10 protein-coding genes are annotated in these 12,956 nt (G+C 64.7%); 3 read left to right on the top strand and 7 right to left on the bottom strand.

From position 1 onward, the window contains the following. Positions 1-84 precede the first annotated feature (84 nt). The 3 genes from LCM4576_RS15205 to LCM4576_RS15195 form a co-directional block, all read right to left on the bottom strand. Positions 85-1,455 carry a glutamine synthetase family protein gene (locus tag LCM4576_RS15205; RefSeq protein WP_071032867.1) on the bottom strand — a complete coding sequence of 457 codons (1,371 nt, stop codon included), beginning with the start codon at positions 1,453-1,455 and terminating at the stop codon, positions 85-87. Positions 1,456-1,542: 87 nt separating this feature from the next. Next, a complete protein-coding gene (locus LCM4576_RS15200; RefSeq protein ID WP_071032866.1) occupies positions 1,543-3,099 on the bottom strand; it encodes an amino acid permease in 1,557 nt (518 codons plus the stop codon). Positions 3,100-3,120: 21 nt separating this feature from the next. Then, the gene (locus LCM4576_RS15195) at positions 3,121-3,939 is read right to left on the bottom strand and encodes an N-formylglutamate amidohydrolase (protein ID WP_071032864.1); all 819 of its coding nucleotides are present in this window, start codon (positions 3,937-3,939) and stop codon (positions 3,121-3,123) included. Positions 3,940-4,081: 142 nt separating this feature from the next. Between LCM4576_RS15195 and LCM4576_RS15190 the strand changes: the two genes are divergently transcribed. The 3 genes from LCM4576_RS15190 (at position 4,082) to LCM4576_RS15180 (ending at position 9,410) form a co-directional block, all read left to right on the top strand. Further along, entirely contained in the window at positions 4,082-4,906 is an 825-nt protein-coding gene (locus tag LCM4576_RS15190; protein ID WP_071033155.1) for a MurR/RpiR family transcriptional regulator, read from the top strand. Between the two features lie 224 nt (positions 4,907-5,130). After that, positions 5,131-6,282, top strand: coding sequence for an efflux RND transporter periplasmic adaptor subunit (locus LCM4576_RS15185; RefSeq protein ID WP_071032863.1), 1,152 nt, complete (start codon positions 5,131-5,133; stop codon positions 6,280-6,282). Next, a complete protein-coding gene (locus LCM4576_RS15180; RefSeq protein ID WP_071032861.1) occupies positions 6,279-9,410 on the top strand; it encodes an efflux RND transporter permease subunit in 3,132 nt (1,043 codons plus the stop codon). The genes LCM4576_RS15185 and LCM4576_RS15180 overlap by 4 nt, the downstream gene beginning before the upstream one ends. Position 9,411: 1 nt before the next feature. Here LCM4576_RS15180 and LCM4576_RS15175 read toward each other — a convergent pair whose 3' ends face one another. Genes LCM4576_RS15175 through LCM4576_RS15160 form a run of 4 tightly spaced genes read right to left on the bottom strand, consistent with a single transcriptional unit; the run spans position 9,412 to position 12,929 of the window. Beyond that, on the bottom strand, positions 9,412-9,819 hold the full coding sequence (locus LCM4576_RS15175) for a GtrA family protein (RefSeq protein WP_071032860.1): 408 nt from the start codon (positions 9,817-9,819) through the stop codon (positions 9,412-9,414). Then, complete coding sequence (locus tag LCM4576_RS15170) at positions 9,816-10,637, bottom strand: ChbG/HpnK family deacetylase (RefSeq protein WP_071032858.1); 822 nt, start codon at positions 10,635-10,637, stop codon at positions 9,816-9,818. Before LCM4576_RS15170 ends, LCM4576_RS15175 begins: the two co-directional genes overlap by 4 nt. Next, positions 10,634-11,602 (bottom strand): glycosyltransferase family 2 protein, encoded by a 969-nt coding sequence (locus LCM4576_RS15165; protein WP_071032856.1) that lies wholly within the window; start codon positions 11,600-11,602, stop codon positions 10,634-10,636. Before LCM4576_RS15165 ends, LCM4576_RS15170 begins: the two co-directional genes overlap by 4 nt. Then, positions 11,595-12,929 carry a glycosyltransferase family 87 protein gene (locus LCM4576_RS15160; protein WP_244510808.1) on the bottom strand — a complete coding sequence of 445 codons (1,335 nt, stop codon included), beginning with the start codon at positions 12,927-12,929 and terminating at the stop codon, positions 11,595-11,597. Before LCM4576_RS15160 ends, LCM4576_RS15165 begins: the two co-directional genes overlap by 8 nt. Positions 12,930-12,956: the final 27 nt, after the last annotated feature.

Below are 12,956 nucleotides of genomic sequence, written 5' to 3'. Positions count from 1 at the left end.
GCAGGRCCTGCGCCGAGGCTCAAAGGCGCTGCCCGCCTTCTCCTTCGCTGAAGGCCGGGACAGCGCCGACGCTAACGCGGCACCTTAATACCGCTCGAAGCCCCGATGCAGTTCCCAATCCGTAATACGGCGGTCGTATTCGAACTGCTCCCAGCGGGCGGTGTGCACATAATGCTCGATCACCTCGTCGCCGAAGGCCTGCTTCAGCATCTTCGACTTGGCTAGCGTCTCGGTGGCGTCGCGCAGCGTCTTCGGGATCTCGGGCAGGCGCGAGGCCTGATAGGCGTCGCCGACGAAAGGCTTCTGCAATTCCAGCTTCTCGTCGATGCCGGCGAGGCCCGACGCGATCAGCGCCGCGAAGGCGAGATAGGGATTGAGGTCGGCGCCGCCGATGCGGCACTCCATGCGGATGCCTTTGGTGCCCTCGCCGCAGAGCCGGAAGCCGGCGGTGCGGTTGTCCTCACTCCACATGATCTTGGTCGGCGCGAAGGTGCCGGCCTGGAAGCGCTTGTAGGAATTGATGTAAGGCGCCAGGAACCAGGTGAACTCCTTGGCGTATTTGAGCTGGCCGGCCGCCCATTGCTGGCCGAGACTGGACAGCGTCCAATCGGCTTGTCTGTCGAAAAACAGCGGCGTCTTGCCATCGGCGCTCCACAGCGAATTGTGGATGTGGCTCGAATTGCCGGCGAGTCCATAATTGTATTTGGCCATGAAGGAGATGGCCTTGCCTTCGGAATCGGCGATCTCCTTGGCGCCGTTCTTCAGGATGACGTGGCGGTCGGCCATCTCGAGCGCCTCGGCATAGCGCACATTGATCTCTTCCTGGCCCGGTCCCCACTCGCCCTTGGAGTTTTCGATCGGAATGCCAGCGGCCTCCATCTCGTTGCGAAGCCGGCGCATGACGCCTTCTTCCTTGGTGGTGATGCCGATCTGGTAGTCGCCGATATAGGGCGAGGCGCTATCCAGCCCCTGCCAATGCTTTTTGCGGGCGGACTCGTAGGTTTCGCTGAACAGGTAGAATTCGAGCTCGGAGGCGAAATAGCCGATATAGCCGCGCTCCTGCAGCCGCTTGACCTGCTTCTTCAGGATCGCGCGTGGCGAGTGCGCGAGGTCGTCATGCGTGTGATGGTCGAGCACGTCGCAGATGACCAGCGCCGTCTTCTCCAGCCACGGAATGCGCCGCAGCGTCGACAGGTCCGGCTTCATGACGAAATCGCCATAGCCCTTCGACCAACTCRCCGCCCTGTAGCCCGGCACCGGCTCCATATCGATGTCGCAGGCCAGGAGATAGTTGCAGCCATGCGTCTCGCCATGCGCTGAATCAACGAAATACTGGGCCAGGAAACGCTTTCCCGCGAGCCGGCCCTGCATGTCGACGATGCAGGCCAGCACCGTGTCGATCTCGCCGTTCGAGACCGCTTTCTTCAACTGATCGAACGAGAAATTCCCGGCCATTCCTTTGGCGCTCCAGTGCTTGTCGATTTGAGGGGAGAAACGAGAACCATGGCCGGCGTACGCCGGCCATGGCCGTGAAGCGAAGGTTCAGTGGCCGGTCTCGCCGACCGCCTGTTCGGCCGCCTTGATCGCCGCCTGGCGCGCCGCGATGATGTCGCCCAGCGGCGGACCCTGGAAGCGGTTGCGCTCGAAAGCAAACCAGACGATCGCCGTCAGGATGAAGAAGCCGACGGTGATGTAGAGCGCCCAGTCGTTCGGCGGCTGGATGCCGATGACGAAGATCAGGATCATCGACACGATCGACAGGAAGGCGAACAGCATGAAGATGCCGCGCCCCATGTTCCACGGGCCCATCTTGTCCCACTTCGGCGTTCCCCAGGCCATCATGCCAAGCACGATCGGCACGGTGAAGGAGAGGAACAGGAAGATGACGGTGCAGGACACCACGATCGTATAGGCCGAGGTGCCGGCGACCGAGACCACCGACGAGCCCCATACGAAAAGCACCGACAGGATCGAGGCAGTCCAGATCGCCGCCACCGGCGTGCGGTAGGTCGGGCTGACCTTGGCAAGCGCCGCCGAGCCGGGCAGTCCGCCGTCGCGCGAGAAGGCGAAGATCATGCGCGAGGCGGAGGTGACGGTGGCGAGGCCGCACAGGAGCTGCGCCAGGAACACGACCAGGTAGACGAACTCCTTGAGGCCGGACGGGACGCGCTGGTCGAAAGCCCAGAAGAACACGTTCCAGCCCTGCTTGGCCGCGTCGTCCATGTTCGGGATCATCAGCACGAAGGCCGCCAGGAACAGGTAGCCGAACAGCGCCGACCAGATGACCGACATCACCATCGCGCGCGGCACGGAAGACGCCGCCTTGATGGTTTCCTCAGAAGTGTGCGCGGAAGCGTCATAGCCCGTGATCGTGTAGATCGGCAGCAGCAGGCCGAGTGCGAAGACCCAGGCGTTCGATACTTGCGGCCACACGCCGCCGCCGGCATCACCGGAGTAGTTGTGGAAGGTGAAGAGGCGGCTGAAGTCCCAGGTTTGGRCAAACAGCAGGCAAACCACCGCGATAAGGATCGAGCCGAAGAAGATCAGATAGCCGGAGAAATCGGTCAGCTTCGCCGTCAGCTTGATGCCGAGATGGTTGATCAGCGCCTGGGCGCCGGTGATGATCACCAGGAAGATCATCTGGTTGGTCAACGTGCCCTCGATGCCGAGCGCCGGACCGAAGGCGCCGACGAAGAAGGTCCAGGTGCCGACATTAATAGCGCCGAGCACGGTGATAAGACCGAGCAGGTTGAGCCAGGCCGTCACCCAGCCGGTGCCGCGATTGCCGAGGATCGAACCCCAGTGATAGARGCCGCCGGCCGTCGGATAGGCCGAGCTGATCTGCRACATGGCGACGGCGAAAGTGAGCGACACGAAGCAGCCAACCAGCCAGCCGATGCCGACGCCGATGCCGCCGGCGCCCGAGGTCGCCTGCGCCAGCGAGTTGATGCCGCCGGACAGGATGCAGATGATCGAGAAGGAAACCGCGAAATTCGAAAAGCGGCTGAGCCGCCGCTCCAGTTCCTGGGCATAGCCCATGCTGTGAAGGACCTGAATATCCTTCGCCTTATCGACTTCGGTATAGTCGTCTGCTGCCATTTGGAAGTCCCCTGTTGGTTCTTAGCTGGCCGATTGTACTGACTTACCCATTGCGCTTTGTCGGGAGCCCTTGGCCTCCTCGGGCTCCAGATTCGAAAATATGCCTGTGAGCAGATCCGCCCATTTCCGCTGCCCGGTCTCGCCGGCGATTTCGTCGTTGCGGATTTCGATCATCGCGCAGGGCAGCCCGCGCGACCGCGCATGCCGTTCCAGCGTGAAATAGACGCGGTCGGCCGGCGAATAGGGTTCGTTGACGCCRACGGTGACGCCGGCAAGCCGCCGCAGCGCCGCGACCAGGGGCGTTGCCAGGCGGCGGTCGTCATCATGGATGATGCCGATATGCCATGGCCGGCTCTTGCCCTTGTAGACCGGTGTGAAGGAGTGCACCGACACCAGCCGCGTTTCCTGACCCCGCGCCAGCCGCCGCTCGATGATCTGGGCGATCGTGTCGTGGAAGGGGCGCCAGGMAAGGTCGATGCGCGCGGCGCGCTGCTTGTCGGACAGGCCCGAATTTCCGGGAATGGCGGTGGTCTCGCTGACCGGCGGCACGAGGTCCGGCGCGTCGAGCGGYCGGTTGCAGTCGATGACGAGCCGCGACACGCGGGTCTCGATCAACGTCGCGTCGAGCGCCTCGGCCATGCGGAGGGCGACAGGAAGCGCGCCCGGATCCCACGCGATATGACGGGAAAGGTCCGCGGCCGGCAGGCCGAGCGTTCCGAATTCGGCGGGCAGGAAGTTGGAAGCGTGATCGCAGGTGAAGACGAAGGGGCTGGATCCGTCGGGATTGGTCACCCTGACGGTCTCAGACGGGGCAAGGCTAGCGGGCCGAGCTTTCTCCATATCGTCCCCTGCGGAACGCTGTATCTTATGTTACGTATTTTGTCTCATTGCGTCCCTGTGAATGATTTCATACAGTTTGACCGGCTTTGTCAAACGCGAATTCGGGAAACCGGCGGCGGCGGGTCAACGGGCGGGGGAAAACATGATTTCCAGCATTGCCGAACTGATCTCTGACCGCATCGGCGCTATGCCGGCCGGCGAGCGCCGCGCCGCCCAGACGCTGATTGCCAACTATCCTTTGACCGGGCTGAAGACGGTCGCCGAATTTTCGGCCGCGGCCGGCGTGTCCTCGCCGACGATCCTGCGCTTCGTCGCCAGGCTCGGCTTCCAGAACTACCCCGAATTCCAATCGGCGCTGCAGGATGAGCTGGCGGCGCAATTGCAGTCGCCCGCTTCGCGCACGCTCAATCCGGGCTCGGCCGGCGGCGCCGTCTCGCCGATGCTCGAGGCGACGCTCGACAACATGCGCGAGACGTTCCGCCACCTTACCGACAAACAGCTCGCCGACATCGCCGCGCGGCTTGCCGAGYGGCGCGGCAAGACCTTCCTCATCGGCGGCCGCTTCACCGATCCGCTGGCGCGCTACATGGCTGCCCATCTCGCCATCATCCAACCGGACGTCTATCACCTCGCCGGCCAGGAGAGCATTTGGCGCGACCGCCTGATCGACATGGGCAAGCGCGACGTGCTGGTGATCTTCGATATCCGCCGCTACCAGGAAAGTCTGGTCCGCTTCGCCGAGAAGGCGCATCACCGCGGCGTGCAGATCATTCTCTTCACCGACCAGTGGCTGTCGCCGATCGCCCGCTTTGCCCGCCATGTGATCGCCGGACGCACCGCCGTGCCGTCGGCCTGGGATTCGTCGGCCGCTCTGTTCGTGGTCGCCGAAACGCTGATCGGCGCCGTGACCAGGCAATTGGAAGCCGCCGGCGCCAAGCGCATCCGCGACCTGGAGAGCTTGCGCTAGCCGGGCGAAAGCCGGTGGCCGCCGGCCAAACGCGGCAAAACGCAAGGGTCCCAACCGCGCCCCGCGTTCACGTTACCTAGATTTAATGTGCACGTTTGCGTGATAATTGCCATAAACCGCTGATATCAGGGTGTGGAGTGGCCGGTTTTCGCCCCCACCCCGTGTCGTCGATGTGCTTGCTTCCTTCTGGAATCCGGCAGACGAGTCCTGCCGCTGGAGTGTCGATGTCGAGCTGGAAGCAGATTGTTGCAGCGCTTGTGATTCTGGTTGCCGCCGTGGCCGCCTGGGCGCGCTTTTATCCCGGCGCGCCACAGATACTGTCGCATTGGKGGCTGGACTGGGCCATCACCGCGACGCCTCCGGCTACGGAGAGCGCCGGCCCCGGTCAGTCCGGACGCAGCCGCGCAGGTCAGGTCGTCACCATCGTCGCTTCGCCCGCCGGCACCGCCACCATCAACGACAGGCTGCAAGCGATCGGCACCGGCCGCGCCAACGCGACGGTCACCGTCAACCCATATTCGTCCGGTCGCCTCACCGAGTTGCTGGTCCAGTCCGGCACGCATGTCGAAAAGGGCGATGTCATCGCCAAGCTCGATTCCGATGTGGAAGTGATCGCGCGCGACCGCGCGCAGGTGGCGATCGAGGATGCGCAGTCCAAGCTCGACCGGGTGAAATCGCTCAGGGCTTCCAACGCGGCCACGCCGGTGGCCGTCGCCGATGCCCAGGTGACGCTCGCCAATGCCAAGCTGGCGTTGCGCGACGCCGAGCTCGCGCTGGAGCGCCGCTCGATCGTGGCGCCGATCGAAGGCACCGTCGGCATCCTGCCGATCGCCGCCGGCAACTACGTCACCAGCCAATCGGCGATCGCCACGCTTGACGACCGGTCCTCGATCCTGGTCGACTTCTGGGTGCCGGAACGTTTCGCCGCCGCGGTCAAGGTCGGCGCCCAGCTGTCGGCCACGCCCTTGGCCAACCCTAACCAGGTCTATACCGGCACCGTCTCGGCCATCGACAACCACATCGACGAGAACAGCCGCACGCTGCTCGTCAAGGCAACGATCGCCAACCCCGCCGATTCGCTGCGCGCCGGCATGTCCTTCCGGATCGGCATGCGGTTCTCCGGCGATACCTATCCGGCCGTCAACCCCCTTGCCATCCAGTGGGGAACCGACGGCGCCTATGTCTGGGCCGTCGCCGACGGCAAGGCCAAGCGCGTTCCGGTGCGTATTATCCAGCGCAACACCGAGACGGTGCTGATCGATGCGCCGGTCGCGAGCGGCGACATGGTGGTGACCGAAGGCACGCAGAGCGTCAGCGAAGGCGGCGATGTCCGCATCGCCGGCCAGGGTAGCGCCACCGAGGCCGAAGGCTCATGATGAGCATCGGCGACGCCGCTCGGGGATCGGGCCTCACCGCGCTTTTCATCCGCAGGCCGGTCATGGCCTTCGTGCTCAACACGCTGATCGCTGTTGCCGGGCTTGCCGCCTTCTGGGGCGTCGAAATCCGCGAATTGCCGGATGTCGACCGCCCGGTCATCACAGYCAACACCACCTTCGAGGGCGCGGCCGCCGAAACCGTCGACCGCGAGCTGACCGACGCGATCGAAGGCGCCGTCGCGCGCGTCTCAGGCGTCAAGTCGATCTCGTCGACGTCCTCTTTCGGCCAGAGCCGCGTCACCATCGAGTTCAACGACGGTGTCGACCTCAACGTCGCGGCCTCCGACGTGCGCGATACCGTCAGYCGCATCACCAACCAGCTGCCCGAAACCGCCGACGCGCCGCGCATCGTCAAGGCCGACGCGAATTCGGATCCGGTGATGCGGCTCGCGGTCACCTCCGACACGATGTCGGTGCAGGACATGACGGTGCTGGTTCAGGACCGCATCGAGGACGAGCTTGCCGCGGTGCCCGGCGTCGCCGACGTCCAGGTGTCCGGCGACCGCGACAAGATCTTCCGCATCGACGTCGACCAGAACAAGCTGGCGAGCCAGGGCTTCACCGTTGCCGACCTAAGAACGGCGCTTGCCTCGGTCGCCTTCGATYCCCCGGCCGGTTCGATCACCACGACGAACCAGGACCTCATCGTGCGGACCACCGCCGACGTGACCACGCCGGAGGAGTTCGAGAACATCGTCATCGGCGGCGCGACCCGCATCCGCGACGTCGCCACGGTGACGCTCGGACCCGATATCGGCCAGACTTCGCTGCGCTCCGACGGCAAGACCGGTATCGGCCTTGGCATCATACGCCAGGCGGAATCGAACACGCTGGACATCTCGACCGGCGTCAGGGCCGCCGTCGCGAAGCTGCAGGAGACGCTGCCCGCGGGTATGTCGATCAAGGTCACCAGCGACGACGCCGTCTTCGTCAACGGCGCCGTGCATGAGGTCGAGATCGCGCTGGCGCTCTCGGTCTCGATCGTGCTGATCGTCATCTACGCCTTCCTGCTCGACTGGCGCGCGACGCTGATCCCCGGCCTGTCGATGCCCGTCGCCATGATCGGCACCATCGCGGCCATCTATCTCGCCGGTTTTTCCGTCAACATCCTGACGCTCCTGGCGCTGGTGCTGGCGACCGGTCTTGTCGTCGACGACGCCATCGTCGTGCTGGAAAACATCGTGCGCCGCCGCAACGAAGGCATGGGGYCGCGCGCCGCGGCGGTGCTCGGCACCCAGGAAGTGTTCTTCGCGGTCGTCGCCACGACGCTGACGCTGGTCGCCGTCTTTGTGCCGATCTCCTTCCTGCCGGGACAGACCGGCGGCCTGTTCCGCGAGTTCGGCTTCGTGCTGGCGATGTCGGTGCTGCTCTCCTGCGTGGTCGCGCTGACGCTTTGCCCAATGCTTGCCTCGCGCATGCTGACCAGCGCCTCGCTTCACCATGAAGGYGGCACAGGCATCGGCGCGCGCATCGGCGGGGCGCTGCATCGGCTGTACAAGCGTTGCCTGCATCTTTGCCTCGACGCACCCTGGATCGTGGTGCTGGTCGCGCTCATCTTCGCCGGCACCGCCTTCACCCTGTTCGGCACCATCCGCCAGGAGCTGACGCCGACGGAGGACCGCGCCGTGGTGCTGTTGCGCATCAACGCGCCGCAAGGCGTCAGCCTCGACTACACGACCGAGCAGATGCGCAAGATCGAGCGACTGATCCAGCCGCTGCGTGATTCCGGCGAGATCCGGTCGACCTTCGAGAACGCCGGCAACAACGGCTCCTACAATTCGGGCTTCATGGTGATGACGCTGGCGCCCTGGGACGAGCGCAGCCGCAGCCAGCAGGAGATCATGGCCGATATCAGCCGCTTGACGAAACAGGTGCCGAGCGTGCGCGTCTTTCCGGTGCAGCCGAACAGCCTTGGCATCCGCGGCGCCGGCAACGGCCTGCAATTCGCGCTGGTCGGCAACGACCGCAAGGCGCTGAGCGAGGCGGCGGTGAAGATCGTCGACGAGATGCGCCAGGATCCCCGCTTCCAGACGCCGCGGCTTTCCGTCGATCCGACGCAGCCGCAGCTCGCGGTGGCCATCGACCGCGAACGCGCCTCCGATCTCGGCATCGACATCACCGGGCTCGCCGACACGCTGCAGGCCATGCTCGACGGCAACGATGTCGTCGACGTCTACATCGCCGACCGCAGCTATGGCGTGAAGCTGGTCTCGACCACCAACCCGATCAACGATCCGACCGATCTGGAAAACATCTTCCTGAAGACGTCCGATGGCCGCTTCGTGCCGATGTCGACCATCGCCACGCTGACCGAGCGCGCCGTGCCGCCGTCGCTGACGCGCGAGCAGCAGCAGCCCTCGGTCGCGATCACCGCCAATCTCGGCAGTGGCTTCGCGCTCGGCGAGGCGCTGACCCGCGCCGAGCAGATCGCGGCGCCGCTGCTGCCGCCCGGCGCGCGCATCCTGCCGCTCGCCGAGGCCGCCACGCTCGGCGAGAGCAACAGCGCCATGATCGCCGTCTTCGGCTTCGCCCTGGTCATCATCCTCCTGGTGCTGGCGGCGCAGTTCGAGAGCTTCGTCAGCGCCGTCATCATCATGGCGACCGTGCCGCTGGGCTTKGCCTGCGCCATCTTCGCGCTGCTCCTGTCGGGCACCAGCCTCAATGCCTACAGCCAGATCGGCCTGGTTCTTCTGGTCGGCGTCATGGCCAAGAACGGCATCCTCATCGTCGAGTTCGCCAACCAACTGCGCGACCGCGGGGCAGGCGTGCGGGAGGCGATCGAGGAGGCGGCCACCATTCGCCTGCGCCCGGTGATGATGACCATGATCTGCACCGTGCTCGGCGGCGTGCCGCTGGTGCTGGCCGCCGGCGCTGGCGCCGAGGCGCGCGTGGCGCTGGGCTGGGTTATCGTCGGCGGCCTTGGGTTAGCCACCGTCTCGACCCTGTTCCTCACCCCGGTCGCTTATCTCCTGCTCGGCCGCTTCGTCACGCCCAAGGCGCATGAGGAAGCCCGGCTGAAGCGTGAGCTCGAGGAAGCAGCCTATGTCGACCTGGAGCCGGCCGAGTAGGCTATTTCAACAACCGGCCTTCGATCGACCAGCGCGCTGCCAGGAAGTTCAGCACGGCCGCGACCACGACACCGATGATCTTGGCGGGCCAGACGCCGACGGCCCCTGCCAGCACGGCGATCGAGAGGCTCGAGACGCCAAGCGAAATCAGCGCGCCCAGTGAGACGAAGCGCAGGAAGGAATGGTGGAGCCGGATACCGGGGTCCCGCTCGAACGACCACAAGCGGTTCGCCACGAAGGAGAAGAGCACCGCGACGAACCAGGCGCCGACATTGGCGGCCAAAGCCGGCACCGCGAGCTTGAGCAGCAGGAAGAATGCGGTGAGGTCGATGCCGGTGTTGACCAGCCCRACCAGCGCGAAACGGACGATCTTGTTGCCGGTCGAACGTTGCGGCTGGCTGGCGCTCATGCCCTGCCGTCCATCACGCGCGCTCYGGCCTTGTCGAGGCTGGCGCCGAAATCCTCGGAACTCAGAACCRCAAACTCGACCTCGCGCACGGCTTGCATCGGGTCTCGCGCCCGCAAAGTGTCATCGACATGGCCCGGATGGCACATGAACAAACCTTGTTCGGGCAAGGTTTCGACCGCGGCGCGCAGCGTCGAGGCGAATTTCCCCGGCTGCCGCCAGTCATAGATGCCGGAAAGCGGCGTCATGACACTGAAGCCTGCCCGTCGCATCGCGCTGTTGAAGCCGGCGGCCAGGGCGGCGATCGCCGCGATCTTGGCCGCCGCCGGGTCCAGGCCGGAAAACCCAGGCGCGCCGCGTAGCGCTGGTTTATGAGCGGCCGCGCCAAACCGGGCGAGCAGCCAATTCCGCACCACGGGAAGAAAATGCACATGCTGGTGTCCGTCGATATGGTCGGGCGGGTCAGCCAGCGCTGCGGTGAAGCGGTCGTACTGGGCGTCGAGCTCGGCATGAATGTCCCGCTCGTCGATGCGCCCGCGCCGAACCGGCAGCGCAAGGGCGGCGAGCCCGGGCAGCTTGCCTTCCGGCGCCAGGCTGGACGAACCGGTCGCCGCGATCTGATCGGTGAGGGTCAGATGCAATCCGATGGCCGCCCTTCTGCGAAAAGGCCTGATGCGCGCCGCCGCCTCTTCCCATTCGGGAAGGCCGGTCATGCAACTGGTTCCGGTCAGACGGCCGCGCGCGATGAGGTCGAGGATCGCGCCCGATACTCCCGGCGCAAGGCCGTAATCGTCGGCGATCAGGCGGATCGACCTGGTCATTTGTCGGAGGCAGYCTGCTGGACGGCATCGCCGTGCAGGACGTCGCGCACGATGTAGACGGGCCGGTCCTTGCTTTCGCTGAGCGTGACCCAGACATATTCGCCGATCAGGCCGAGCAGTGCCAGGTTGAGGCCGCCCAAARGCACGACGGCGACCATGATGCTGGGGTAGCCAGGCACGGCGATGCCGTAGAACAGCACCTCGAAGAGCACCTTCACGCCATAGGCGAGACCGGCCAACGCCGCCAGCAATCCGATGAGGCTGATGACGCGCAGCGGGATCACGGAAAACGAGGTGAACCCTTCAAGCGAGAACGCGATCAGGTTGAACCTTGTCCATTTCGACGTGCCGCCGGCGCGGTTTTCCGGCGAATAAAGCACCGCCTTCTGGCGAAAGCCCGCCCAGGCGAATAGGCCCTTGTTGAAACGCCGCTTGTCGCGCACGCTGGTCAAGGCACGTGCCACAGCGCCGCGCATGACACGGAAGTCTCCGGCATTTTCCGGGATATCGAAACGCTGGCTGCTGTTGATCAGCTTGTAGAACAGCCGCGCCAGCTGGCTGCGCCGCCAGCTCCCCTCGCGCCGGTCGTTCTGCGCGTAGACCACGTCGATCTCAGGATTCTCGACCAGCTCGCCGATCATCTTCAGGCTGATGTCCATGGAGTGYTGGAGGTCGGAATCCATGATCAGGACCATGTCGCCGCGGGAATGATCGAGGCCGGCGAGCACAGCCGCTTCCTTGCCGAAATTGCGGCTCAGCCGCACGATCTCCCAGGAGCCCGACAATGAAGCGGCGAATGTCTCGGCGCTGCCGTCGCGGCTGCCGTCGTCGACGAGTAGCTTGCGGACCGTCATGCCGAAGCGCTCCGCCACGGCCGCTTCCAGCCTGTCGAGCAGCCCGACAAACGCGATGGCGGATTCGGCCTCGTTGAAGAACGGCGCGATGATGTCGAGCATCTCAGCCATGCGCGACGGCTCCGGCGGCTGGTGCCTTCCGTCTGTCTTGCGTCCAGAACCTGCCGATGAGCACGCTGGCGACTATGCTGATGCTGATCGGCCGGAACCACAGGTGGAAAAGATCGTGCAGTCGCAGATCGACGCTGGTCAGTCYGGTGGCGAAGAGGAGCGTTGCCAAGAACCAGCACATGGCTCCGCCTCCCTTCTCCCGCCAAAGCAAGGCGATGGCGAGACCCGCAGGCACCGCCACCATGGCATAGGTGTTCTGCTCGACCCGCGGATTGAAGACGCACATGTAGAATGCCGCGGCGAGGAAGATGGCGAGTCCGTTGACGTTGGGTTCCAGCCTGCGGTCGTACCGCAGTACCAGCCAGAGTGTGGCCAAGCCGGCGACGACGCGCACGATCGTCGCCACGGATTCAGGGATCGGCATCCCAACCCGCGTGAAAGGCGCCGTGAAGTCGGCCGGGACGAAGGAGCCGGTTGGATCGACCGTCATCGAAGTCAGCAGCCGGAAGAAATCGTGATATTGCGCGTTGATGTAGTCAGTCGACGCAAAGCCATAGGGGATGGCGAGCACGACGAGCACAGCCAGTACCAACACCGGTATCAGCCTGGGACGCAGCGCTCCCGCGAGAAGCAGCATGATGATCGCGGTCGGTTTGGCGATGATCGCAAGCGATGCCCAGAAGAAGCTCTCAGCCCGGTGTCCCTCGAGAGTCGACAATGWGAGAAACCAGCACGCCCCGGTGAGCAGGATCGTCGCCTGGCCGTTGCGAAGCGCCGCCAGCGACACCGGCAAGGCAAGGAAGAGGCCGAAGGACAGYAGCCATGTCTGCTCCTCGCCTCCAAGCTTGCGCACCTGGCGCATCGCGGCAAAGGTCAGCAAGCCGAAGCCCAGCATGTGCCACAAGATATTGCCCAGATATGGCCCGAGCTTCAGCAGTGGAACGTAGAGGACGGCGAAGGCGGGAGCGTATAGATACCCCATGGCGACGTCGACCTGATACAGCGGCTGGCCGCTTAGAAACGCTTCGCTGCCATGTCTATAGATATGGACCACCGAACGCGTGGTGGGCGACCATAGCACCAGGCCAAGCACAATCAGAAACGACCCGATCCACAGCCAAAACCCCAAACGGTCGAAGACCGGCCTGGTTACCGTCATAGCGCACCCCGCATTCCGACCAGGACGGCTTTCCCATCGCCGCTTGGCTTCAAGCGCCGGCCAGATATCACATCGAAATGAAATAGAACATCCGAGCGTGACTGTTACCGACGCGGGGCAACGGAAGGCGAAACAGCGGCGTTTTTCCGCCGCTCTCTTGTCGATCACGGTTTTGTGTTCAAATCGGCGCCCGGC

Origin of the sequence: Mesorhizobium sp. LCM 4576 (assembly GCF_001854815.1) — a bacterium.
Lineage (GTDB): Bacteria > Pseudomonadota > Alphaproteobacteria > Rhizobiales > Rhizobiaceae > Mesorhizobium > Mesorhizobium plurifarium.
The sequence above is the reverse complement of the archived record's forward strand: the minus strand, read 5'-3'. Positions and strand labels throughout refer to the sequence as shown.